Genomic DNA, 24804 nt, shown 5'->3' with positions numbered 1-24804 from the left:
GTGACGGAGGCACGAAAAAGTGCCTTCTTTCGCGGGGCCTCCAGTGCCTCCACCGTGTCTGTTGACCGCAGGCAAGGTGAGGAGACCGGCTGATGACCCAGGCCACCCAGTCCGCCCAGGGAAGACGGGGATCGCCCGGGCTGGCGCTCGCCGTGCTCTGCGCGGGCCAGATGCTGATCGTTCTCGAGCAGAACATCGTCAACGTCGCGCTGCCGGACCTGCAGCGCGGTCTCGGTTTCTCGTCGGCGAACCTGGTCTGGGTCGTCAACGCCTACCTGGTCCCGTTCGGCGGCCTGCTGATGCTCGCCGGCCGGCTCGGTGACCTGGTCGGTCGCCGGAACCGCGCGCGCAGGCGCAGGCCATCGCCGCCTACAGCTTCGCCTCCGCCGCCGGCGCCGCGGTGGGCCCACCGATCGGCGGGGCGCTCACGGACCTCGCCAGCTGGCACTGGATCTTCTTCGTCAACGCACCGGTCGGCGTCGCGGTGATCGTCGGGGCGCTCCGCACGCTGCCCAGGGACACCGGCCCCGGGCTGGGTCGGGGCCGCAGCGTGGATGTCCCTGGCACCGCGCTGGTGACGGCCGGGCTGATGCTGTTCGTGTTCACCATCGTGAACGCCGGCCAGGTGGGCTGGCGGACCGGCGAGACCCTGCTGCTCGGCCCGCTGTCGATCGTGCTGCTGGCGGGCTTCCTCGCCCGGGAGGCCACCGCCGCCGCGCCCCTGCTGCCCCTGGCGATGCTGCGTTCGCGGACCGTCGCCGCGGCCAACCTGGTGCAGTTCCTGCTGATCGCCGGCATGTTCGGCCTGCTGTTCTACGGCACCCTCTACGTCCAGCGGGTGCTGGGCTACACCTCCCTGCAGGCCGGCCTCGCGTTCGTCCCGATCGCCGTCGTGATCGCGGCGTTCTCGCTCGGGCTGTCGGCTCGGCTGATCATCCGGTTCGGACCCTGGGCGCTGCTCCTCGGCGGCCTGGCCCTGATCACACTCGCCTTCGGCGGCCTGGCTCTCGCCCGGGCCGACGGCGGCAGGGAGCCGCTGGGCCAGGCACCGGCAGAGGCGGCTGATCCTGGCGGCCAGTCCGGGGTACAGGGCCTCAGGAGTAGACGTAGAAGCCGCGGCCGCGCTTGCGGCCCAGCAGGCCGCCCTCGACCATCCGCTGCAGCAGCGGCGGGGGTGCGTAGAGCGGCTCCTTGAACTCGTCGTACAGCGCGTCGGCGATTGCCGCCGTCACGTCGAGGCCGATGAGGTCGGCGAGGCGCAGCGGCCCCATCGGGTGCGAGCAGCCGGACGTCATGCCCTGGTCGATGACGGCCGGGGTCGCCAGCCCGGACTCCACCATCCGGATCGCGGCGAGCAGGTAGGGGATCAGCAGGGCGTTGACGAGGAAGCCGGCCCGGTCCGGCGAGTGGATCGGCTCCTTGCCCAGCACCGTGGCGACGAAGTGCTCGGCCCGGTCCCGGACGTCCTCACTGGTGAGAACCGAGGAGACCACCTCGACCAGTGGCAGCACCGACACCGGGTTGAAGAAGTGCAGGCCGATGACGTTGCGGGCGCGGCGGGTGCACCTGCCCAGCCGGACGATCGGGATCGATGAAGTGTTGGAGGCGAGGATCGCGTCCGGGTCCTCGACGATCCGGTCCAGCGCGGACAGCAGGTCGACCTTGGCACCCTCGTCCTCGTGGATCGCCTCGATCACCAGTTGCCGGTCGGCCAGATCGTCCAGGCGCGTGGTCAGCTCGATCGCGGCGAGCGCGGCATCACGGTCGGCCGTGGTCAGCCGCCCCTTCTGGACGCCGCGGTCGAGCGAGTCGGTGATCCGGCGGCGCCCGGCCGCGGCCGAGACATCACGTGGGGACACCACGACCCGGACGTCGAGCCCGGCGAGTGCGCAGAGCTCGGCGACAGCGGCACCCATGGTGCCGCACCCGACGATGCCCACCCGGCGGATCGGCGCGGGCGTCCCGGGTGGTGCGGGCGGCTGCCCGGGACCACCCTGCGCGCCGGGGGCGTCCAGCGGCCGATGGCTGGGTAACGCGGACACGGGCGACTCCTCGGTGCTCGGCACGGGGTATGGGTATGGGGTATGGGTCAGATCGTCAGGGAGAGCAGCTGGTCCGAGATCAGGTTGATCACCGCGGCCTGGTGGTTGGCCACGAAGAAGTGCCCGCCGGAGTAGGTGTGCAGCTCGAAGGGCCCGGTGGTGTGCTCGGCCCAGGCGCCGGCCTCGTCGAGGTCGACCTTCGGGTCCTGGTCGCCGGTCAGCGCGACGATCGGGCAGTCGAGTCGGGGGCCGGGGGTGTAACGGTAGGTCTCCGCAGCCCGGTAGTCGCTGCGGATCGCCGGCAGGATCATGCGCAGCAGCTCGAGGTCGCCGAGCACGCGGGAGTCGGTGCCGCTCAGCTTCTTCAGCTCGCCGACGATGCCGTCGTCGTTGAGCAGGTGGACCGTCTCGTGCCGGTGGCGGGACGGCGCGCGGCGGCCGGAGGCGAACAGGGTCACCGGGCTGCGTCCGAGCCGCTCCTGCATCCGCAGGGAGACCTCGAAGGCGAGGGTGGCACCCATGCTGTGGCCGAAGAAGGCGACCGGCCGTTCCAGCGACGGCCGCAGGGCGGCGAACACGGCCTCCGCGAGCTCGGCGATGCTGCCCAGGCCGGGCTCGTGCCGCCGGTCCTGGCGGCCCGGGTACTGCAGGGCGGCGACCTGCAGGGTCGGCTGCAGCGCGGCGGAGACGGGGTAGAAGAAACTGGCCGATCCCCCGGCGTGCGGAAAGCAGACGAGGGTGACGCGGCTCTCCGGGGCGGTGTGGAACCGGCGGAGCCACAGGCTGTCGTCGGGCGTGGTGCTGGTCATCAGGCAGGGTCCGTTTCCTGAGCGGGGGCCGGCTCGGTGCGCGCGGTCTCGGTAACCAGTGTCGGGCCGGAAGTTGCCGGCTGGCCGGTTTCCGACTGGTCGGTGCCCGGCAGGCCAGGTGCGGGGCGACGAGCGACATCAGAATCCACCTCTGCGGGTAGGCCCACGGTCAGCGGCGATAACGGATGTCCGGCCGCGACCGGATATCCGTTCCGCCCGCGCGGATAGCCGACCCGGGGCAGCCTCGGAACGAGGCTAGGAGCGACTTCGCCGGGCCGGACACCCCTAGCCGTCCCCTACCAGCACCGACTGAAAAAGTCAGATGAAAAGTCGGATAAAATCACGAAGCCGGGAGCACCCACGGGTGACCACCGCTCTCTGCGCCACAGAAACCCTGCGTCCCGGGGATCTGACGCACGGGTTCTCGGCGGGCCGCGGAAAGACCACTCGACTGCCGCGGCGACAACCGCGATCCGAATTCCCGTACGGAGAATCCAGCGCCCTCCGGAATACCGTCGGCGCGTTTCGACCCCGCGAACCTCATGTCCCGACTCCGCGATACGCGCCGCGTCCCGCGCCGGCGCGCTCCGCCGGCGCGCTCCGCCGGTCCACCGGCGGGCCGGCTCTGTTCGGATGAGGATCGGAGCCGGTCAGGGGTTCGTTCAAGAGCTTCCCACCGCCTGCGGGTGTTCCTGCCGTTCGACCCCATGCGACGACCGACCATCCGGCCCTGGCTCCTGACACCCGCCCTGTTCGCGGTGCACGGGGGCACCTGGCGTTCCGGGGACCAGGGAGGCCACAGGAGGGCCACGGACCGAGGGCCGAGGGCCGGCGGCCGCCGGCCGCGGCACGGCGATCCGCGGTGTCGGTGCCGCGCGCACGATCGTGCCGTTCGGCCGTGGGCGACGTTGTCGCGTGTTCGCCCCGACGCATAACGTCGCGCTGTCCGCCGGCAGCGGAGGCCCGGCCGACACCGGGTGACACACCACGTCCCGCCAGGCACTTGATTAAGTAAGGCTAACTTAATTTAATCGGATGCGACCGGAAGAGGCTATTCCGAACGTGTGCGGAGCGTGATGGCAGTGACCTGGTCCGATCCTGATATCGAGCACGGTGCGCGGCACCGGGAGGAACACCCGGCCCGGCGGGCGGGGCGCCGTCCATCCGTCGCCCGCCGAAGGAGTCACGGCCCGCAGCGGGCCAGGGCTCTGCCGGCACAGCTGCGGGTGACGGCCGTCCTCGCGGTCGCCGCGGTGGCCGGCATGCTGCTGGCCGGCTGTGGGTCGTCCGACGAGGCGGAACCGCCGGCCGCGCCCTCGTCGTCGACGTCCGCGGGGCCGTCCGCGGGGCCGTCCGCGGGGCCGTCCGAGGCGGCTCCCGTGCTGCCGGTCACCGTGTCCTCGGCCGGCAGTGGCGACGTGACCGTCACCGACGTCAGCCGGATCATTCCCCTCAACGGCGAGATCGCCGAGATCGTCTTCGCGCTCGGGCTCGGTGACCAGGTGGTGGCGACCGACGTCTCCGCCACCTATCCGCCCGAGGCCGCGGCCAAGCCGAAGATCGGCTACCAGCGGTCACTCGCCGCGGAGGGCATCCTCGCCCTGCGGCCGACGGTCCTGGTGGGAACACCGGAGGCCGGCCCTCCCCCCGTCATCGAACAGCTGCGGTCGGCGGGCGTTCCCACCGTGATCGTCGAGCGGGGCGCCGAGTCGCTGGACGGCGTCGACGCGAAGATCCGGGCCGTGGGCGCGGCGCTCGGCGTGCCGGGCCGCGGTGCGGCGCTGGCGGCCACCACGCAGACCGAGCTGGACGAGGTCCTCGAGCGGGCCGCGGGTGCCACGGACTCGCCGAAGGTCGCCTTCCTCTACGTGCGCGGCCAGCAGAACGTGGCCATGATCGGCGGCGAGGGCAGCGGGGCGGACCTGCTGATCGAGGCCGCCCACGGTGTCGACGCCGGCAGCGCGGCAGGGCTGGGTGAGTTCACGCCGCTGACGGCCGAGGCGCTGGTCGCCGCGGATCCCGATCACCTGCTGCTGCTCAGCGACGGCCTGGAGTCGGTCGGCGGGATCGACGGGCTGCTCCGGCTGCCGGGAGTCGCCCAGACCACCGCCGGCGAGAACCGGGCGGTCATCGACCTCGACGACCTGGAACTGCTCGGCCTGGGCCCGCGCACCCCCGCCGCGCTCGACGAACTGGTGGACGCGCTCCACCCGGGGCTGCGGTGACCCGGCCCCCGGCCGAGGGCGCCCGGGCGCCGGCGCCCGGGGGCCCGGCGGGAACGGACGGCCCTGCCCCGCCGGCCGTCCCCGAAGCTGTCCGAAGCGGGGGCCGCCCGTCTACGGCCGGCCCGTCCGCGACCAACTCGCCCGCGGCCAACTCGCCCGCTGGCAGCCCGCCCGCTGGCAGCCCGCCCGTGGAGAAGCCGCGCCTGCGCGGGCGCGGGCCAGTCCGGCGGGGCCGTGCGGCGTCGGCACTGGTCCTCCTGAGCACCGCGGTCGCGGCGGCCTCGGTGCTCAGCGCCGCGACCGGCGCAGTGGGTGTCCCACCGTTGTCCGTGCTCGGCGTCCTCGCCGAGCACCTCGGCCTGGGCACCCTCGGAGTGGAGGTCAGCGCGCGGCACGACGCGGTGGTCTGGAACATCCGACTGCCCCGCGTCCTGCTCGGGCTGCTGGTCGGCGCGTGCCTCGGCTGCGCCGGCGCGATCCTGCAGGGGCTGTCCGGCAACCCGCTGGCCGATCCGGCGCTGGTCGGAGTCTCCGGCGGGGCGGCCGCGGGCGCCGCGGCCGCCATCGTCGCCGCACCCGCCCTGCTCGGCCAGTGGACCGTGCCCACGGCCGCCTTCCTCGGCGGGCTGCTCGCCACCTCCGTGGTCTACCTCGCGGCCCGCCGGGACGGCCGGACGGAGATCATCACCCTGATGCTCGCCGGCGTCGCGGTCGGCGCGGTCGCCAACGCCCTCGTCGGCCTGGCGATCTTCACAGCGAACGACCAGGAGCTGCGCGACATCACCTTCTGGAGCCTCGGCAGCATCGGCGGCGCGACCTGGACGGCGCTCGCGGCGGTGGCTCCGCCCGGCCTGGCCGGGCTGGTGCTGGCCCTGCGCCTGGCCCGCCCGCTGGACCTGCTGGCCCTCGGGGAGCGGGAGGCGGCACATCTCGGCCTGCCGGTCGAGCGCACCCACCGGCAGGCGGTCGCGTTGGTCGCACTGCTCACCGCCGCCGCCGTCGCGTTCACCGGGATCATCTGGTTCATCGGCCTGGTCGCCCCGCATCTGGTGCGTCTCGTCGGCGGCCCGCGGCACGCGACGTTGCTCCCCGCCTCGGCACTGGTCGGCGCCGGCACCGTGGTCCTCGCCGACCTGGCCGCGCGCACGATCGCCGTGCCGGCGGAGGTCCCGCTCGGCGTGGTGACGGCCCTGGTCGGCGGACCCGTGTTCGTCCTGCTGCTGCGCCGCACCCGCAACGCCCACGGCGGGTGGGCATGACCGTGGACGCGGCCGGTGAACCGGTCCTGACCGCAGCCGGCCTGTCCGTCCACACGCCGACGGGCCGGCTGCTGGACGACATCACGCTGACCGTGCGCGCCGGGGAGCTGCTGGCGATCGTCGGCCCCAACGGAGCGGGCAAGTCGACCCTGCTCGCCGCGCTGGCCGGTGACCGCCCCACCCCCCGCACCCGCACGACCGGCGAGGTCAGCCTGTTCGGGCGCCCGATCGGCAGCTACCGGCCGGGCGCGCTCGCCCGCCTGCGCGCGGTCCTCCCCCAGAGCGGCACGCCACGCTTCCCGTTCACCGTCGAGGACGTGGTCCGGCTGGGCCGGGCGCCCTGGCCACCGGACCGCGACCGGGACGACGCGGCCGTCGGCACGGCGCTGGCCGTCGCCGACGTCGCCCACCTCACCGCCCGCCGCTGCACCGACCTGTCCGGCGGGGAGCAGGCCCGGGTCAGCCTCGCCCGGGTCCTCGCCCAGGACACCCCCGTCCTGCTGCTGGACGAGCCGACCGCCGCCCTGGACCTGCGGCACACCGAGAACGTCCTGATGACGGCGCGCCGGATGGCGGACGCGGGCCGCGCCGTGGTCGTCGTCGTCCACGACCTCAACCTCGCCGCGGTGCACGCCACCACCGTCGCCGTCCTCGCCGGTGGGCGGCTACGCGCCCTGGGTACGCCGGCCGAGGCGCTGACCAGCACCATCCTGACCGAGACCTACGACCATCCGGTCACCGTGATCGACCATCCGCTACGCCCGGCCAGGCTGGTCCTCCCCGGCCGGCACAGCCATCCCGAGCCGGCGGGCGGCCGCGCGGGGCCCTTGGTCCACCACAAGTGGCCGGAATCACGAGGGAATCACCCGCCGAGCAAATCGTAACGGTTTTTCTTGTCAGAAAAAAGTAACAGGCCGACACCTCGGTCGTAACAATCCCCACATCGTCCCGGACGAAACTTGTTCCGCATTGGGCGTCCCACCGAGCAGAAGATGCCCCTGACCCTGACTGGCGGGTGTTCCGTGGACGATGTCCTGTCAATGGTGATGTCCATGGACAGCATTCCGACATTGTCGGAGACCGATGTGATACTGGCGGAGCTGCGCCGGCTGCCCCAGACCGCCGAGACCGCGGCCCTGATCGACGACCTGCTGGAGTTCCGGACACTGCTCTCGGCGCGGTCGACGGATACGGATCAGGCCCACTGACGCCGTCGCCCAGGGCGGTGGGCCCGGAGGGACCGACACCGGGCAGGCACGCGTCAGGCGGCGACGCCGGTCACGGGAACCGGCGGGCCGGTCTCCCGCCCCGTCTGCCCGGTGCGGTCCCGTTGACTAGCGGGAGCCGAAGGACTGCCCCTGGCCGCCGCTCCGCTCGCTGCCGAAACGCTCGTCGAACTGCCCGCTCCGGCTCTGGCCGGCCCCCGCGCTGACCAGCTCCCGCAGGCGGTTCTCGACGTACCCCTCGCTGTGGTGCGTCCGGTCGGCGATCCGCGCGATCAGGTCGTTGATGCCGTTCGCCGCGTCCAGGTCGGCGGCACTGACCTGACCGAACTGGTCGAGCAGCGGGTAGCGAAGCTGCCGCCAGTTCTGGCGCAGCTGCTGCTCGACCTGCTGGCGCTGCTGCTGCTCCTGCTGAGACATCAGATATACCCTTTCGTTCGGTTCGGTTTCTGCCGCGGTAGCGCGGGGGAAAGGCTACCCAGGCCGTCGCCGGAACGCCGTGCGACTGCCGACTCGGCGTGGATACCGACCAGGCACCCCATTGTTCCCAAGTGGAGATCCGAAACTGCTGTGCGGATTCTCGGCAAAAGTCGATCCCGCCGGGAGCCGGTGTTCGTCGCCGGGTTTGTTGTCTCCGCGCTCGCCTCGCCGCTGATCGGGCTGGCGAGGGGGGTACTGACCCGACCTCCCTGGACGGTGTGCCGGTACCTAGCGTGGAGGCATGAGCACCGATCTGAGCTTGAACAACGGCGTCAGGCTGCCCGCCCTCGGCTTCGGCGTCTTCCAGACCCCGCCCGAGGAGACCGCGGTCGCGGTCGAGGAGGCGCTGCGGGTCGGCTACCGGCTGATCGACACCGCCGCCGCCTACGGCAACGAGCGCGGCGTCGGCGAGGGGATCCGCCGGTCAGGCCTCGCCCGCGACGACATCTTCGTCGAGACCAAGGTCTGGATCAGCGACTACGGCTACAACGAGACCCTGCACGCGTTCGAGAAGGCGGTCGGCAAGCTCGGCGTCGACCAGCTCGACCTGCTGATCCTGCACCAGCCGCTGCCGAGCGAGTTCGACCTCACCATCGACGCCTACCGAGCCCTCGAGACGCTCCTGGCCGACGGGAAGGTGCGCGCCATCGGCGTCAGCAACTTCCTGCCCGACCACCTCGACCGGCTCCTCGACGCCACCACCGTGGTACCCGCGGTCAACCAGATCGAGGTGCACCCCTACTTCCGCAACACCGAACTGCTGGAGAAGGACGACAAGCTCGGCATCCTGTCCCAGGCGTGGTCCCCGATCGGCGGGATCACCTTCTACCCCGGCTGGGGCGACGACGACCGCCGCAGCACCCTAGAGGACCCGACGCTCGTCGAGATCGCCACGGCACACGGGAAGACCACTGCTCAGGTGATGCTGCGGTGGCACCTCCAGCAGGGCCGACAGGCGATCCCGAAGTCGGTGTCACCGACCCGGATCGCGGAGAACTTCGACATCTTCGACTTCACGCTCACCGACGCCGAGCTCGCGTCGATCGACACACTGGACACCGGGGCACGCGGCGGCCCCGAGCCGGAAGCGATCACGCGGGCCGCCTGGGGACGGGAGATTCCCGAAGCCTGATCGCCCGAAGTGTCACGACCCCGGCCGGGACGTCCGAACGTCCCGGCCGGGGTTGCTCGGGGTGCCGTTGGTGAGCGCCGCCCAGCGGGCCCGCCAGGACAACACCGACCAGCGGGAGGCGGCGCTGTGGATCGAGCCGATGCTGGCGAAGGATCCGATGCTGAAGATCGACGCGTAGCAGCCCACGCCGAGGACGGACACCGCCGAGCCGACGGACCCGATCGACAGCACCGAGCCGACCGACCCGATGGACAGCACGGACCCCTTCGACCACAGACAGAGGACGGAGTCCTCGGAGCCGATCGACAACCGGGAGCCTCTGGGCTTGTGCATGACGTCATCCTCCCGGAAGCGGCCCGGCCGCGCCTGACCTTTCCGCACCCCGCCGGGAGCGCGCACAGGCATCCGCGCGGCGCCGAGATCGCGGGACTGCGCCGGTCGGCAGTAGCCACTACCCCGAGCAACGGCCGTACGCGCGGATGACCAGCCGGATGTCGCGGTCCGGCCAGCCGCGGCGGATGGTCAGTGAATGGTGGTCAGGCGCGCCGCGGCGGCGAGGTCCGGGCAGCCGGCGAGAGCCATCGCGTCCTCCAGCTCCGCGCGCAGCAGGCCCAGCACCCGGGCGGTGCCGGTCGCGCCCCCGAGAGCCAGGCCCCACAGCGCGGGACGGCCGACGAGAACCCCGTCGGCGCCGAGAGCGAGCGCGCTGAGCAGGTGGGCTCCCGTGCGCACGCCGCCGTCCAGAAGCACGTCGACCTTGTCACCGACGGCGGCCCGCACCGCGGTGACGACGGCGGGAAGCGCGGTCACGCTCGCCGCCGCCCCGTCGAGCTGGCGCCCGCCGTGGTTGGAGACGACCACCGCCGCGGCGCCCGCCCGTGCGGCACGCACCGCGTCGTCGGGGTGCAGGATGCCCTTGCAGATCAGGGGGAGGCTGGTCCGCTCCCGCAGCCAGTCGAGATCCGCCCAGCTCAGCGCGGGGTCGACCAGCGCGGCGGTCTGGGCGGCGAGCGCCGAGACGCCGGCCTGGACGCCCTCGGCGTTCAGTGAGAAGTGCGCGGCGGCGACGTCCGGTGGCAGGGTGAACGACCGGCGCATATCCGCGAGGCGCCGGCCCAGCCGGGGGGTGTCGACCGTCAGCATGAGGGCCCGGGCACCCGCCTGCTCGGCCCGGGCGACCAGCTCGGCGACCGCGCCGCGGTCACGGAGCCAGTACAGCTGGAACCACAGGTCCGCGCCGGTGACGGCGATGTCCTCGACGGCGACGCTGCTGAACGTGCTGACAGTGAACGGCACCCCCGCGGCCAGCGCGCCGGCCGCGGCCGCCAGCTCCCCGTCGGGGTGCACCGCCCGCTGGTAGGCCATCGGGGCGACGGCCATCGGCGCCGGGACGTCGCTGCCGAGCAGCCGGCCCGCGGTGCTGACCGCGGAGACGTCGACGAGCACCCGGGGCAGCAGGCTGACCCGGTCGAGCATGGTCGTGTTGGCGGTCAGCGTGCGTTCGGTGCCCGCCCCGGAACGCACGAAGTCCCAGACGTCGGCCGGCAGCAGCCGGGCGGCGGCGGCTTCGGCATCCGCCGGTGTCAGCAGCGGAGCCGGAGCCGGGGCCACCGGGACGGCGACCTGGCCGGCGATCTCGGCGTTCTCGGCCTGGATCGCGTCGTAGAGCGCGCGCACGTTGCGATTGCCGAACGCCTGGGCTCCGTCCCGCTCGATGACCTCGAAAATCAGCGTGTGCCGCGGATGACTGGACCGGGTGAAGATCTGATAAAGCAGCCCGCCCTCCTCGCGGTCGGCGAGGATCCCACGGGGCTGCACCTCGTCGAGCGGATGCCGGGTGAGGTCGACCCGGCTGGCGAGCCGCTCGTAGTACAGATCCGGCGGGTCGAGAAAGGCCACACCACGATCACGCAGGATGTCGACGGTACGGGTCAGATCGGTGGACGCGAACGCCAGATGATGCACCCCGGGGCCGCCGTGCCAGGCCAGGAAGTCGCCGATGTGGCCCGGCTTGTGGTCCGAGCTCGGGGAGATCAACGTCAGGGTGAGGTCACCGGAGGGGCTGCGGACGGCGTTCGAGTCCATCGCCTCGTCGTCACGGACCATGATCTCCGAGTACACGGTGCGGAAGCCGAAGACGCGGTGGTAGTAGGCCGCGGTCTCGTCCAGCGTGCCGGCCTCGACGGCGACGGCCACGTGATCAAGCACGGTCAGCCCGGTCACCGGGTCCGCACCCTGATCCGCACCCTGATCCGCCTCCGGGGCCGGGCCGAAACCGATCCCGTCGGCAACCGGGGTGAACCCGGGCAGCCAGGCCTCCCCCGCCCCCGGCCGCTCGACCAGGGTGTGCCGGATGTCACCGAAGCCGCCGAGCACCGCGCACACCAGCCCGTCCCGTTCGGTGGGCTCGGCGACCACCCGCGCCCCGCGCCCGACGGCCTCGGTGACCGCGGCGCGCACGTCGGCCGTACGCAGCGCGAGGTCGCCGAAGCCGTCCCCATGACGCTCGACGAACCGCGCGGCGGGATGATCGGGATGCCGGCCTTCGCAGACCACCAGGTTGAGCCCGCCCTGGCGCAGTGCGACCGCGCGGCCCGGGCCGTCCGGGGTGCCGTCGTCGTCCGCGGTGGCGACGGGGTGGAATCCCCAGCGGTCGGCGAAGTCCGCGGCGGTGGCGGGCGCGTCCGCGGCGAAGTAGACGACGTGACTGACGGTCAACGGGCGCGCCGGCGGCTCGGCCGCCGCTGCCTGCGGGGTCAGGCTGTCGGTAGGCGTGTTCTCGGGCATGGACCGCCCCTCCGGGATCGACGTCTGGTGGGCGGACAGCTCAGCCGGCGGACATCTGCTGGACGAGACTGCGCGGGCGCAGGTCCGTCCAGTGCGTCTCGATGTAGTCGAGGCACTCGGCCCGGCCGGCCGGGCCGTGCACCGAGGTCCAGCCGGCCGGGACGTCGGCGAACACCGGCCACAGCGAGTGCTGATTCTCGTCGTTGACCAGAACCAGGAACTCGGCGTTCTCGTCGTCGAACGGATTGGTCGTCATCGGTCGGCTCCTTCGCCGTCGGAGGACCCGCGTGAGCGGAATCCGGTTTCAGTGACCCGCGTCGGCCGGGTCGGCCGGGTCGGCCGCGTCGGCCGCGGCCAGCAGCTCGGCGAGCACCGCGCTGATCGCGGCAGCCGGCTCCGGCCGGAGCATCTCGTGATGGGTACAGGGCAGCGGGTGCTCGACGACACGGCCGGTGACGTGCCCCGCCCACGCCGCGGTCCCCGTCACGCCGGGGCCCCGGTCCTGCCCGGCGGTGAACAGCACCAGCTCCCCGTCGAACCGCCCCGGGGCGAAGCCGGCCAGCGCCCGCTCGTGCTCCGCGGACACTGCCGCGAGCCGGTCGAGCGCCGCCTCGTCGAGGCGGGCCAGCGCGGCGTGCTCCCGCAGTTCCTCCGGCACCTCCCGACCGGCTCCGGCGGTCGGTCCGGTTTCGGCGGCGGTCCCGCCGGCCGGCGGGTAGGCGTCCAGCAGGACGAGGAGCTCGACCTGCTCGCCCGCCTGCTGCAGCCGGACCGCCATCTCGTACGCGACGACCCCGCCGAAGGACCAGCCGAGCAGTCGGTACGGGCCCTCCGGGCGCACCGTGCGCAGGGCCGTGAGATGGCGCCGGGCCAGCTCGCCGACGGAGGCTCCCGGTCCGGCGGGTCCGGCGGGTCCGGACGGTGTGCCGAGACCTGCTAGCGCGGGCGCCTGCAGGCCGTAGACGGGCTGGCGACCGTCCAGACCGGGTAGCAGCCCGGTATAGGCCCAGCTCAGCCCGGACGAGGGGTGGACGCAGAACAGCGGCGGGGTCCCGTCACCGGCCCGTAGGGGCAGGACCGGATCGAACGCCCCCTCCAGCCTCCGGTCCGGGTCCGGCTTCGAATCCGGGTCCGGCTCCGGGTGCTGGTCGGCGAGCCGCTGCGCGAGCGCGGTCGGACTGGGCGCCGCGAGCAGGTCGCGGATACCGGTCACCAGGCCGAGCTCGTCCCGAATCCGCCCGACCAGGCGCATCGCGAGCAGCGAGTGCCCGCCCAGGTCGAAGAACCCGTCCTCCGGTCGAACCTCGGGCAGACCCAGGACCTGGGCGAACAGGACGGCCAGCGCCCGCGCCCGGGGAGACGCCGCTGCGGGCGTGGCCGGCGACGGTTCGGGCGCCACCAGCAGCTCCGGCCGATGCGCCGCCGGACCCGCGGCGGCAAGGGCCGCCAGAGCCCGGCGGTCGAGCTTGCCGTTGGCTGTCCGCGGCAGGTCGTCGACCATGACGACGACCGAGGGCACGCAGTGCTCGGGCAGCGCCCGGGCCACGTGTGCGCGCAGGCCGCCCGCGTCGGCCGGTGCGTCCGGCACGGGCACCACGCAGGCGACGAGGCGCGTGCCCCCGGGGCCCGGCTGGGCGGCGACGGCTGCCCGGGCCACGCCCGGATGGGCGGCGAGCACGTGCTCGATCTCGGCGGGTTCGACCCGGACCCCGCGGATCTTCAGCTGGTCGTCGACGCGGCCGAGGAACTCGACCGCGCCGTCGGCGCGCCAGCGGGCCCGGTCACCGGTGCGGTACATGCGGCACCCTGGCGGGCCGAACGGCGCGGCGACGAACCGGGCCGCGGTGACCTCCGGCTGGCCGTGGTAACCGCGGGCGAGCTGCGTCCCGGCCAGGTACAGCTCGCCGGGCACGCCCGGCGGCACCGGCCGCAGTGCCGCGTCCAGGATGTGGAGGCGGGTGTTCCACACCGGCCGGCCGATCGGCACCGTCCCCGCAGGCCCCGCAGGCCCCGCAGGCCCGGGCGGGCACGGCCACGCGGTGACGTCGACGGCCGCCTCGGTCGGCCCGTACAGGTTGTGCAGCTCGGTCCGGCCGAAACCGCCGGGACCGCCGGCGGACGGGTCGCCGAGCACCTCGTGGAAGCGGCGGACCAGCTCGCCCGGCAGTGCCTCGCCGCTGCACAGCACCCGGCGCGGGGCCGCCGCGGTGCGGTCCCGGCCGGGCCGCGCGATCTCGTCCAGATACACCTCGAGCATCGACGGAACGAAGTGGGCGGTGTCGATCCGCTCGGTGGCGATGAGGTCGGCCAGGTAGCCGGGATCCCGGTGCCCGTCCGGCCGGGCGACGACCACGGTGGCTCCGGCGATCAGCGGCCAGAACAGCTCCCACACCGACACGTCGAAGGTGACCGGGGTCTTGTGCAGCACCCGGTCGCCCGGGCCGAGCGGGTAGGTGGACTGCATCCAGCGCAGCCGGTTGGCGATCGCCTCGTGGCTGGTCGTGACCGCCTTCGGCTCGCCGGTCGACCCCGAGGTGTAGATCAGATAGGCCGGGTGCCGCGGGTCGAGCCGGCACGGCCCGCCGCCCGCCGCCGCGCCGGAGACCCCGGTGGGGTCACCGGCGCCGGAAGCCTCGGCGGCGCGCAGCTGCGCCGAGGTGAGGATCCAGGTGGGCGCCGCGTCCAGCAGGATCGTGGCGACCCGTTCCGCGGGGTACCCGGGGTCGACCGGGACATAGGCGGCACCCGCCCGCAGCACGGCGAGCACGGCGACCACCAGCCCGTCCGAGCGCGGGACGACCACGGCCACCCGGTGTTCCGGACCCACTCCGCGGGCCCGCAGGTAGGCCGCGACGGCCGTGACCCTGGCGTCGAGCTCGGCGTAGCGCAGCCGGGTGCCCTCGAACACGACGGCCTCCGCGTCCGGGGTCCGCGCGATCTGGGCGTCGAGCAGTTCCGTCAGGGTGACCGAGGGCAGTGTGACCGCGGTGTCGTTCCACTCGACGAGCACCTGGTGGCGCTCCTTCTCGTCGAGCAGGTCGAACGACCCGGTCAGCCGGCCGGGTGCGCCACCGTGTCGCGGGACGCCCGTCAGGTCCGTCAGATCCGTCAGGTCGGTCAGGTCGGTCAGGTCGGTCAGCAGGCGGGTCAGCCAGCGGCCGATCGCCTCGGCCAGGTCGGCACCGACGGCGTCGGGCCGGTACCCGAGCCGCAGCCGCGGGCGGCGCGCCGGCAGCACGACGAGGGTGAGCGGGTAGTGGGTGGCGTCGTGCCCGGTGACGGCGACCAGGCGCGGGTCGGCCGGCGCCTCGTCCAGCGGGTAGTTCTCGAAGACGACGAGCGTGTCGAACAGCCGCGGCAGTCCCGCGAGCCGGGTGATCTCGCCGAGGCCGAGATGCTGGTGGTCGAGGAGCCGGGCCTGGGCCTGCTGGAGACCGCTCAGCAGGCTGGCCGCCGGCTCCGCGGGGTCGACCCGGACCCGCACCGGCACGGTGTTGATGAACAGCCCGATCACCGACTCGACCCCGTCGAGTTCGGCGGGACGTCCCGACACCGTCGCCCCGAACACGACGTCCGGGCGTCCGGTCAGGCGGGCCAGCAGCAGTGCCCAGGCTCCCTGCACCACGGTGTTGAGGGTCAGGTCGTGGTCGCGGGCGAAACGGCGCATCGCGTCGCCGAGCTCCGCGGGCAGCTCGATCTCGTGGTGGGCGGGCGCGACCGGGGCGATCTCGGGCGCGCCCGGCGCGACCAGGCAGGGCTCGGCGAGCCCGGTGAGCTCGGCGGCCCACGCCGCGCGTGCCGCGGCCCGGTCCCGGCCGGCCAGCCACACCAGGTGGTCGCGGTAGGAGGCGGCCGGTGGCGCCAGCCGGCCGCCGCTCTCGTACGCGGCGAGCAGGTCCCGGACGAGCAGCGGCATCGACCAGCCGTCGAGCAGAATGTGATGGTGGGTGAGCACCACCCGCGCCCGGACCGCCCCGGCACTGCCCGCCCCGGTGCTGCCCGCCGGTGCACTGCCCGCCGGTGCACTGCCCGCCGGGAGGTGCAGCAGCGCCACCCGCATCAGTGGTGGGCGGGCGAGGTCGAAACCGGCTGACCGCTCCGCGGCCGCGATCCGGGCGGCGTCGCGCTCCGGCTCCGGCCGGCCGGCGAGGTCGACCTCCCGCCAGGGCAGCTCCACCGTCCCGGCGATGGCCTGCACGGCCCAGCGCGAGCCGTCCCGGTCACCGGTGACGCCGGGTACCCCGGTCAGGAACGCCGCCCGCAGCGCCGGATGCCGGGCCAGGACGGCCTCGAAGGCGCCGCGCAGCCGGCCCGGGTCCACCGGCACGGCGAGGTCCACCACCAGCTGGGCCGTGTACGGATCGACGTGGGACGTCCCGGCGTGATCGCCGGCGGGCAGGTCACCGTTCCCGGCTCCGTACAGTGCGTGGAAGAGCAGGCCCTCCTGCAGCGGTGCCAGCGGCAGAACGTCGGCCAGGCCCGGCACCCTGGCTCGCAGGTCCGCGAGCCCCGCCGCCGTGAGCGCCACCAGCGGGACGCCGCGGCACGGATCGGCCGGACCAGACTCGGCCTCGTCCGCCGGGACGGGGTCGTCGTCGCGCGGGGCCAGGCCCGCGAGGTCGGTGAGCGCGCGGACCCAGCGGTCGGCGAGGTCGCGGATCTCGTCCGCGCCGGCCAGCGACGGTGCCCACGACCACGACGCCGTCAGCACCGGACCGTTCTCCGCGGCATCCTCCACCACCAGCGCACCGATCTCGACGGCATGCGCCAACGGCAGACCACCGCCACCCACACCCGAAAGATCCACATCGCCGGCCACCGACCATCCGTCCGCGCCCGGGCCCATACCCGAACCCACATCACGCCGGCCCAGATAGTTGAACCCCACCCCCGCACCAGCACCGGCACCGGCCAGCACCGCGGCCGACTGCCCGTTCACATACCGCAACAGGCCATAGCCCGATCCGTCACCCGGAACCCCCCGCAGCACCTCCCGGACCCGGCGCACCGCACCCACCACATCCACACCACCGACCTCGACCAGCACCGGAAACACCGCCGTGAACCACCCCGCCGTCCGCGACAGATCCACCCCCTCGTCGCGCCCGTGCCGCTCCACCTCCACCAGCACCCCGCCCGAGCCGTCAGCGGCCCGTGGACCAGCGTCAACCTCCGGAGCAGCAGCGGCACCCGGACCGGCGGCGGCACCCGGACCGGCGGTGCCCCACCCGTCCAGCGCGACCGCCAACGCCCCCAGCAGCAGCTCCTCCATCCCGCAGCGCAGTCGCGGCGCCACCTCCACCAGCAACGACCGCGACACCTCCGTCGGGAGCGACACCGCGTACCGGCCCGCCGACGCCCACGTGTCACGAAGCGGGTCCGGCCGGCCGGCCACCGGCGGAACGCCGCCGGAGAGCACCCCCCACCAGTACGGCAGTTCGGCGAGTACCTCGGGGGTGGTCGCGCGGGCCACCAGCTGCCGGGCCCAGGCCCGAAAGGAACAGCCGACCGGGGCGAGGCTCCGGGCGCCGGGGCCGGCGGTGTCGAGCTCCCAGGCCTCGTGGAGATCCGGCAGCAGGATCCGCCACGACACCCCGTCGACAGCCAGATGGTGGACGACCACGAGCAGCAGGCCGGCGGCGTCTCCCGCGTCGAACCAGACCACCCGCAGCATCCGGCCGGTCAGGGGTGACAGGTCCGCGATGGCGGTGGCGAGCCACGCCCGGACCGTGTCCGTGGCCTCGACGGGCGACTGACCCGTGACGTCCACGCGGCTGACCGGCGCCAGCTCCTCGCCGGCACCCGCACCCGCGCTCGCGTCCGCACCCGCGCTCGCGTCCGCATCCACGCTCGCAGTGCTGCCGCGGGCGGGGATGTGCAGGTGCCACTCGGCGTTCTGGATCAGCCGGGCCCGCAGCATGTCGTGGTGGTCGACCAGGGTGCGCACCGCGCGGGCGAGTCGCTTCTCCCCCAGACCGGCGGGGACCCTCAGCAGCACGGACTGGGCGAAGCCGGCGAGCCGACCGGCGTCGGTGCCGCCGGCCGGGCCGCCGGGTCGGTCACGGACCAGCTCCCGCAGCCAGTGCATGACGGGGGTGAGCGGAACATCGCCGGTCGCGTCATCCACCCGCGGCGCTCCGCCCGCCGGCCCGCTTCCGGCGGCCGGCCCGCTTCCGCCCGCCGACCCGTTTCCGGCGGCCGGGCGGGCGACGGCGGCGAGCCCGGCCGGGGTGCGGCGCTCGAACACGTCACGGGCGCTGAACAGCAGCCCGGCCCGCCGGGCCCGGCTCACCAGCTGGATCGACAGGACGCTGTCGCCGCCGAGAGCGAAGAAGCTCTCGGCGGCGCCGACCGCCGGGCGCCCCAGGACCTCGGCGAACAGTCCGCACAGCAGCTCCTGCGCCACTGCCCCCGTCCCCGTCCCCGCACCCGCACCAGCACCAGCACCAGCACCAGCACCAGCGTCCGCGGGCGGCGGCGGGACGTCACGGGCGAGGCTGGGAGTCAGGTTCTGGACGGTGTCACCCGGGCTGAGCCATGTCAGGTCGGCGCTCGGCAGTGCGGCCCGGTCGACCTTGTGGTTCGCGGTGATCGGCAGGCGTTCCAGCACGGCGAGTGCCGCCGGCACCATGTAGGCGGGCAGCGTCGCGGCCGCGGTGTCCAGGACGGCGGTGATGTCCGGTGCCCGGCCCGGCGCGGCGACGAGGTAGCCGGCGAGCGCGGTGGCACCGGCCGGGCCGACCAGCGGGGCGACCAGCGCGTCGGTCACGTCCGGATGGGCGGCGAGCGCGGCCTCGACCTCACCGGGCTCGATCCGGTACCCCCGGATCTTGATCTGCTCGTCGGCGCGGCCGGCGAACGCCAGCGTGCCTTCGGACGTCCAGCGTGCCAGGTCACCGGTCCGGTACATGCGATCGCCGCCGGTGGCGCCGAGGTCCCCGAGAAGGCCGGCGAAGGGGTCCGCGACGAAACGGGTGGCCGTCAGGCCGGGGGCCGCCACGTAGCCGCGGGCCAGCGCGTCACCGGCGATGTACAGGTCACCGACGGTTCCCGGCGGCACCGGTCGCAGCGCGTCGTCGAGCACGTAGGCGCGCATCCCCTGGCGGGCGCGGCCGATCGGCACGCTCGCCGGGACGTCGTCCCCGGCCCGCAGCGGATACTGGGTGGCGAACAGGGTGATCTCGGTCGGCCCGTAGATGTCCGTGACGACCGTGTCGGGGCAGTGCTCCAGGACCCGCCGCACGGACGCCGCGGAGACCACGTCGCCGCCGGTCAGCACCTCACGCACCCCGGCGAGCGCGAGCGGGTCCTCCTCGGCGACGATGCGGAACAGCCCGGCGGTCAGCAGCGCGGAGGTCACCCCGTGCTCGCGGATGACGGTGGCCAGCGCGTCGACGTCGGGCTCGCCGGGTGGCCCGAAGACCAGCTGGCCGCCGCCGAGCAGCGGCATCCACACCTCGTAGGTGGACGGGTCGAAGCCGTAGGGCGAGTGCACCAGCACCCGCTCGCCGGGCCCGAGCACCCACCGCTGGTCGAGGGCGAGGCTGAGCACCCCGCGGTGGGTGATCTCCACTCCCTTGGGCACACCGGTCGATCCCGACGTGAACATCACGTAGGCGGCGCTGTCGAGCCCGATCCCGGGCAGCTCGCCGCCGCGGACCTCGCCGCCGCGGACCTCGTCGCCGGCACAGGCACCGTCGCCGCCGGAGACGGTCGTCGGGACGGGCAGGGGGACGGCGAGACCGGTGAGAGGCCCGGCGTCGGTGGTGCCGTCGACCAGCAGTACCCGCACGCCGGTCACGGTCAGGAGCACGCGCTGGCGTCCGACCGGCAGCCGTCCGTCCACCGGCACGTAGGCGGCGCCGGCCCGCAGCACGGCGAGCATCGCCACGACCATCGCGGGACCGCGCTCGAGCAGGAGGCCGACCCGGTCGCCGGGCCGCACGCCCGCCGCCGTGAGCCGGTCGGTGAGGCTGGCGGCCCACCGGTCCACCTCGGCGTAGGTGTGCACGGTGCCGCCGTCGCGCAGCGCCACCGCGTCGGGTGCCGTGCGGAGCCGGGCCGCGAACAGCTCCGGCACGTTCGCCGGCACCGCGCCGCCGGGCAGCCGTGGCCCCCGCGCCAGCCGGTCGGCAAGCGTCCCCGGACCGGGCCCGCCGTCGGTGCCGGGCCGGTTCCAGTCGCCGAGGATCCGGCGGCGTTCGGCGGGGGCGAGCGCGTCGATGCCGGCCAGTGGGAGGTCCGGGCCGTCGACGATCGCCGCGAGCACCGCCAGCAGCCGCTCGCCCAGCACCGTCGCCGTGGCCCGGTCGACGAGAGGGAGGGTGTGGTCCAGTCGGAGCCGCAGCGCACCGCCGTGCGCGAACGCGACCACGGTCAGCGGATAGTGCGTGGCGTCACGGATCAGGAGGTCGGTGACGCGCAGCCCGGCGGCTGTGCGGGCGCGGTCCGTCGCCTCCCCCAGCGGATAGTTCTCGACGACGACCAGGGTGTCGAACAGCTGCGGCGCACCGGTCAGCCGCAGGATCTCCGACAGTTCCAGATGATGGTGGTCGAGGAGGCGTACCTGTTCCTCCTGAAGCCGGCCCAGCAGCTGCGCGGGGGTGTCCGCGGCGGACGTCCGCACTCGCACCGGCACCGTGTTGACGAACAGGCCGATCATGGACTCGACACCGTCGAGCTCGGCGGGGCGTCCCGAGACCGTTGTGCCGAACACGACGTCCGAGCGGCCCGTCACGCGCGCCAGCACCAGCGCCCACGCCCCCTGGACAAGGGTGCCGAGGGTGCGGCCCTGGGCCCGCGACCAGGTCCGCAGCCGCAGGGCGAGCCCCGGCGGGACGTCGAGGTGGACCTGCCCAGGCAGCACACCCGGCGCTGCCGCGGTCCCGGCCGGGGCGGTCGCGGTCCCGGCCGGGGCGGCCGCCGCGGCGAGCAGGGTCGGCCCGGTGATCCCGGCGAGTGCCTGTTCCCAGGCGCGCCGCGCCGCTTCACGGTCCCGGCCGGCGCGCCAGGCCACGTAGTCCCGGTGGTGCCTGGCGGGCGTCTCCCACCCGGTTCCCGCGTAGGCGCGGAGCAGGTCCTCGAGCAGCAGCGGCAACGACCATCCGTCGAGCAGGATGTGGTGGTGGGTGAGGACGAGCCGTAGCCGATCCCCCCGGGCTTCCCCGTCGTCGCCTGATCCGGGTTCCGCTGATCGGGTTTCCGCGCCCACGGGTCCAGGGTCGGAGTCGGGCATCGGTGCGGCGCCGAGTCGGAGCAGTGCCGCCCGCAGCAGCGGCGGGCGGGAGAGGTCGAACCGCTCGGCCCGTTGCGCCCGGGCGATCCGCTCGGCCTGGGCCTCGCGTTCAGCGGCGGGCAGGCCCGCCAGGTCGAACTCCCGCCAGGGCAGGGTGACCGCGCCGGCGATCACCTGGACCGCCCGGGGCCCGGGGCCGTGGGACGCGGTGTCAGGGCGTTCACCCGTGCTGTCGAGCCCGGTCAGGAAGGCCGCGCGCAGGGCCGGGTGCCGGGCCACCACGCTTTCCAGCGCCCGGCGCAGGCGGCCCGGGTCGACGGCTCCGGCGAGGTCCAGCGCCAGCTGGAGGGTGTAGACGTCGGACGTGCCCGGCCCGGCGGTGTCCCGCCCGCCGTCATCGTCGTACAGGGCGTGGAAGAGCAGGCCCTCCTGCAGAGGCGCCAGCGGCAGGACGTCGACCAGGCCCGGCACCCGGTCCGCCAGCTCGTCCACCTCGGCCTGGCTCAGCGGCACCAGGGGGAAGTCGAGCGGGAGGTACCCGCCGGCCGGCAGCCCCGGGCGCGGTCCACCCGGCTGGCCGGGACCCGTGGGTGCCCGCGCAGCCAACGCGGCGAGGTCGGTCAGCGCGTCCACCCAGCGACGGGCGAGCTGCTCCACCTCACCCCCGCCGAACAGCGCCGGCGCCCACGACCACCACGCCCTCAGCACCGGGCCGCTCCGCTCGCCACCCGTCTCCCCGCTGCCCTCGACCACCAGGGCGGCCACCTCCACCGCATGCGCCAACGCCAGACCCCCGCCGCCCACACCGGAAAGATCCACACCATCAGCCACCGACCACCCGCCCACACCCGAGCCCACACCCACGTCACGCCGGCCCAGGTAGTTGAACCCCACCCCCGCGCCACCGCCCGCAGCCGCCAGCACCGCCCCCGACTGCCCGTTCACATACCGCAACAACCCGAACCCCGCCCCGTCCCCCGGCACCCTCCTCAGCACCTCCACCACCCGGCGCACCGCACCCACCACACCGACACCGCCCACTTCCACCAGCACCGGAACCACCGCCGTGAACCACCCCACCGTCCGCGACAGGTCCACCGCCCCGTCCCGCCCATGTCGCTCCACATCGACCAGCACCCCACCCGTGCCCGACGCCGGGCCCGCACCCGACTTCGGACCCGACTTCGGACCCGGCTCCGGGCCCGCGGCGCCCCACCCGTCCAACGCCACCGCCAACGCCCCCAGCAGTAGTTCCTCCACCCCGCACCCCAGCCACGGCGCCACCTCCACCAGCAGCGACCGTGACACCGCCGCCGGAACCGACACCTCCAGCCGCCCCGCCGACCCCCGCGTGTCACGCACCGGGTCGAGTGCCCGCGCACCCTGCCGGAGCACCGCTCCCGGGCCCTCCGTGCCCGGACCCCCCGTGCCCGGACCAGCCCGCTTCCCCGCATCGCGGACCGCACCGGCAGCACCGGCGGCACCGGCGGCACCGGCGGCACCGGCCGAGAGCACCGCGTGCCAGTGGGGAAGCTCGTCGAGCAGCACGGGGTCGTGAGCGCGTTCGGCCAGTGATCGGGCCCAGGCGCGCAGCGGCACACCCACCGGCGCGAGGCGCACCTCGGCGCCCTCCTCGCCCAGGGTCTCCCACGCCTCGTACAGATCCGGCAGCAGGATCCGCCACGACACCCCGTCCACCGCCAGGTGATGGATCACCACCAGCAGCAGTCCGGCGGCCTCACCCGCGTCGAACCAGACCACCCGCAGCATCCGGCCCCGTTCGGGGTCCAGCTCGCCGACCACGCGGGCCGCCTGCCGGCGGACCTCGTCCGCGAGGTCGGACGCCGACGCCAGCCCGGCGACGTCCACCCGCCGCACCTGCCCGATGTCAGCCCCGGCGATGGCACCGACGCCGCTCGGGGCGCGGTCGCCGGGCTCGTCGACGCGCAGCGCCCACACCCGTCCACCGGCGGCCCGGGTGAGCCGCAGGCGCAGCGCGTCATGGTGTTCGACGAGCGCACGCACCGCGCCGCGGATCCGGTGCTCGCCCAGGCCCGCCGGCACCCGCAGCAGCATCGACTGCTGGAACTCGTCGGCCGGGTCGCCCGTCCGCCGCGGCCCGCGCGGGCCGACCGCTCCCTCGGAACGGGTGAGCTCCCGCAGCCAGTGCACGATCGGGGTGAGCGGCACCGGCCCGGCACGCTCCCCGCTCCAGCCGCCCTCGGCCGCGAGGGTGCGCGAGCCCGGCGGGTCAGCCGCACCTGCGGGCGCCGTGCCCGGGTCCGTGGTGGTTACGGCGACCGCGGCCAGAGCTTCGGCGGTGGGGTGCTCGAAGACGTCCCGCGCGCTGAGCACGAGGCCCGCCCGGCGGGCCCGGCTCACGAGCTGGATCGACAGGATGCTGTCGCCGCCGAGGGTGAAGAAGCTCTCGGCGGGCCCGACCGCGGGCAGACCCAGCACCTCGGCGAAGATCCGGGCCAGCCGGGACGTCGGGCTGTCGGCCTCCTGCCGGCTCGCCGCTCCGGTGGCCGGTTCCGTGCGGACCGCCGTGACCGGCGCGCTCCGCGGCTCGCCCGCGGACGCGGCGTCGTCGCCGGCACCGGCACCGGCACCGGTCGGGCGCGGGGCCGTGGCGGCAGGGGTCAGCCGGGCCAGGGCGGCGCGGTCGAGCTTGTGCGTCTCGGTGAGCGGCAGCCGGTCCAGCACCGTGAGCGAGGCCGGGACGAGATGGGCCGGCAGCGTGCCCGCCAGCGAGGCACGCGCCGCGGCGAGGTCGGGCTCCCGGCCGGGTGCGGCGACGAGGTGGCCGGCGAGGCTGCGGGTGCCAGCCGGGCCGTCGACGGCGATGACCGCCGCGTCGGCGACCCCCGGCAGCGCCGCCAGGGCCGCTTCGACCTCGCCGAGCTCCACCCGGAACCCGCGGATCTTCACCTGGTGGTCGTCACGGCCGACGAACTCCAGCTGCCCGGCGGAGTTCCAGCGGACGAGGTCCCCGGTGCGGTACATCCGCGTACCTGCCCGGGTGGCGAAGGGGTCCGCCACGAAGGCGGTGGCGGTGGCGCCCGGAGCGCCGACGTAGCCGCGGGCGAGACCGCCGCCGCTGATGTACAGCTCCCCGACGACGCCGGCGGGCACCAGGCGCAGCGCGGCGTCCAGCACGTACACGCGGGCGTCGGCCCGGGGCCGGCCGATGGGCACGCCGTGGCCCGCCGCGTCGAGGGCGGCCGGGCTGTCGAGCGGGGCGGCCGTCGCGAACACCGTGGCCTCGGTCGGGCCGTAGACGTCCGTCACCAGCAGGCCGGGGCAGTGCTCGAGGACGCGGCGCACCGCCGCCGCGGGCACCACGTCGCCGCCGGCCAGCACCTCCCGCACCGTGGCGAGGATGCGGGGGTCCTCCTCGGCGACCACCCGGAACAGCCCGGCGATGAGCAACAGGCAGGTCACCTCGTGGGCGCGGATGAGCCGGGCCAGTTCGGCCACGTCCGGCACGGTGTCACCGGCGAGCACCACATCGCCGCCCGTGAGCAGCGGCACCAGCACCTCGAGGATGGTCCCGTCGAACCCGAAGGAGGTGTGCGCGAGCATCCGCACCGGAGGTCCGGCGGACCAGCG

At 74.5% G+C, this 24804-nt stretch carries 14 protein-coding genes and 1 pseudogene (1 of these 15 only partly in view); 7 read left to right on the top strand and 8 right to left on the bottom strand.

The window, feature by feature from the left end; translation table 11 throughout:
• The first annotated feature begins 92 nt into the window (after nucleotides 1-92).
• Nucleotides 93-488 (top strand): hypothetical protein, encoded by a 396-nt coding sequence (locus B207_RS41555; protein ID WP_051102564.1) that lies wholly within the window; start codon nucleotides 93-95, stop codon nucleotides 486-488.
• On the top strand, nucleotides 401-1195 hold the full coding sequence (locus B207_RS38470; RefSeq protein ID WP_230205065.1) for an MFS transporter: 795 nt from the start codon (nucleotides 401-403) through the stop codon (nucleotides 1193-1195). The genes B207_RS41555 and B207_RS38470 overlap by 88 nt, the downstream gene beginning before the upstream one ends.
• On the opposite strand, the gene B207_RS0117135 is transcribed toward B207_RS38470, so the two are convergent.
• Both B207_RS0117135 and B207_RS0117130 read right to left on the bottom strand, forming a co-directional pair.
• On the bottom strand, nucleotides 1095-1940 hold the full coding sequence (locus tag B207_RS0117135) for a 3-hydroxybutyryl-CoA dehydrogenase (protein ID WP_018637793.1): 846 nt from the start codon (nucleotides 1938-1940) through the stop codon (nucleotides 1095-1097). The genes B207_RS38470 and B207_RS0117135 overlap by 101 nt on opposite strands.
• A 149-nt stretch (nucleotides 1941-2089) precedes the next feature.
• Nucleotides 2090-2851, bottom strand: a complete 762-nt coding sequence (locus B207_RS0117130) for a thioesterase II family protein (protein ID WP_018637792.1) — start codon at nucleotides 2849-2851, stop codon at nucleotides 2090-2092.
• 1082 nt (nucleotides 2852-3933) lie between these two features.
• On the opposite strand from B207_RS0117130, the gene B207_RS0117120 reads away from it, so the two are divergent.
• From B207_RS0117120 to B207_RS0117105, 4 genes are all read left to right on the top strand, one after another.
• Nucleotides 3934-5076: a heme/hemin ABC transporter substrate-binding protein gene (locus tag B207_RS0117120; protein ID WP_230205064.1), complete on the top strand. Its 1143-nt coding sequence runs from the start codon at nucleotides 3934-3936 to the stop codon at nucleotides 5074-5076.
• A gap of 188 nt (nucleotides 5077-5264) precedes the next feature.
• Entirely contained in the window at nucleotides 5265-6335 is a 1071-nt protein-coding gene (locus B207_RS0117115) for a FecCD family ABC transporter permease (RefSeq protein ID WP_018637789.1), read from the top strand.
• On the top strand, nucleotides 6332-7219 hold the full coding sequence (locus B207_RS0117110) for a heme ABC transporter ATP-binding protein (protein WP_018637788.1): 888 nt from the start codon (nucleotides 6332-6334) through the stop codon (nucleotides 7217-7219). Before B207_RS0117115 ends, B207_RS0117110 begins: the two co-directional genes overlap by 4 nt.
• A 168-nt stretch (nucleotides 7220-7387) precedes the next feature.
• On the top strand, nucleotides 7388-7543 hold the full coding sequence (locus B207_RS0117105) for a hypothetical protein (RefSeq protein ID WP_326828412.1): 156 nt from the start codon (nucleotides 7388-7390) through the stop codon (nucleotides 7541-7543).
• A gap of 126 nt (nucleotides 7544-7669) precedes the next feature.
• Here the strand turns inward: B207_RS0117105 and B207_RS0117100 are convergent, their stop codons facing one another.
• Nucleotides 7670-7978, bottom strand: a complete 309-nt coding sequence (locus B207_RS0117100) for a hypothetical protein (protein ID WP_018637786.1) — start codon at nucleotides 7976-7978, stop codon at nucleotides 7670-7672.
• A gap of 301 nt (nucleotides 7979-8279) precedes the next feature.
• Here B207_RS0117100 and B207_RS0117095 point away from each other — a divergent pair, with 301 nt between their 5' ends.
• Nucleotides 8280-9170, top strand: coding sequence for an aldo/keto reductase (locus B207_RS0117095; RefSeq protein WP_018637785.1), 891 nt, complete (start codon nucleotides 8280-8282; stop codon nucleotides 9168-9170).
• 12 nt (nucleotides 9171-9182) lie between these two features.
• Here the strand turns inward: B207_RS0117095 and B207_RS34300 are convergent, their stop codons facing one another.
• From B207_RS34300 to B207_RS34295, 5 genes and pseudogenes are all read right to left on the bottom strand, one after another.
• A complete protein-coding gene (locus B207_RS34300; protein WP_035740970.1) occupies nucleotides 9183-9503 on the bottom strand; it encodes a hypothetical protein in 321 nt (106 codons plus the stop codon).
• A 189-nt stretch (nucleotides 9504-9692) separates the two neighbouring features.
• Nucleotides 9693-10781, bottom strand: a complete 1089-nt coding sequence (locus tag B207_RS42900) for an alpha-hydroxy acid oxidase (RefSeq protein ID WP_407671426.1) — start codon at nucleotides 10779-10781, stop codon at nucleotides 9693-9695.
• Between the two features lie 39 nt (nucleotides 10782-10820).
• Nucleotides 10821-11957 (bottom strand): annotated as a pseudogene (gene hppD / locus B207_RS42895) (4-hydroxyphenylpyruvate dioxygenase); the annotation flags it as partial.
• A 40-nt stretch (nucleotides 11958-11997) separates the two neighbouring features.
• Nucleotides 11998-12213, bottom strand: a complete 216-nt coding sequence (locus tag B207_RS0117080) for an MbtH family protein (RefSeq protein WP_018637782.1) — start codon at nucleotides 12211-12213, stop codon at nucleotides 11998-12000.
• Nucleotides 12214-12261: 48 nt separating this feature from the next.
• A protein-coding gene (locus B207_RS34295) for a non-ribosomal peptide synthase/polyketide synthase (protein ID WP_018637781.1) crosses the window boundary here: on the bottom strand, nucleotides 12262-24804 show its 3' portion. The gene runs 16203 nt beyond the window's last position; the window shows 12543 of its 28746 coding nt (coding positions 16204-28746); its start codon lies beyond the right edge, outside the window; the stop codon is at nucleotides 12262-12264.

This window comes from Parafrankia elaeagni (assembly GCF_000374165.1).
GTDB lineage: Bacteria > Actinomycetota > Actinomycetes > Frankiales > Frankiaceae > Parafrankia > Parafrankia elaeagni.
The sequence above is the reverse complement of the archived record's forward strand: the minus strand, read 5'-3'. Positions and strand labels throughout refer to the sequence as shown.

What these genes read in the sequence shown, in the direction of transcription:
- B207_RS0117095 (WP_018637785.1), top strand. Translation starts at nt 8,280, where the DNA reads ATGAGCACCGATCTGAGCTTGAACAACGGCGTCAGGCTGCCCGCCCTC.
- B207_RS0117080 (WP_018637782.1), bottom strand. Translation starts at nt 12,213, where the DNA reads ATGACGACCAATCCGTTCGACGACGAGAACGCCGAGTTCCTGGTTCTG.
- B207_RS0117110 (WP_018637788.1), top strand. Translation starts at nt 6,332, where the DNA reads ATGACCGTGGACGCGGCCGGTGAACCGGTCCTGACCGCAGCCGGCCTG.
- B207_RS0117100 (WP_018637786.1), bottom strand. Translation starts at nt 7,978, where the DNA reads ATGTCTCAGCAGGAGCAGCAGCAGCGCCAGCAGGTCGAGCAGCAGCTG.
- B207_RS41555 (WP_051102564.1), top strand. Translation starts at nt 93, where the DNA reads ATGACCCAGGCCACCCAGTCCGCCCAGGGAAGACGGGGATCGCCCGGG.
- B207_RS34300 (WP_035740970.1), bottom strand. Translation starts at nt 9,503, where the DNA reads ATGCACAAGCCCAGAGGCTCCCGGTTGTCGATCGGCTCCGAGGACTCC.
- B207_RS0117130 (WP_018637792.1), bottom strand. Translation starts at nt 2,851, where the DNA reads ATGACCAGCACCACGCCCGACGACAGCCTGTGGCTCCGCCGGTTCCAC.
- B207_RS0117105 (WP_326828412.1), top strand. Translation starts at nt 7,388, where the DNA reads ATGGACAGCATTCCGACATTGTCGGAGACCGATGTGATACTGGCGGAG.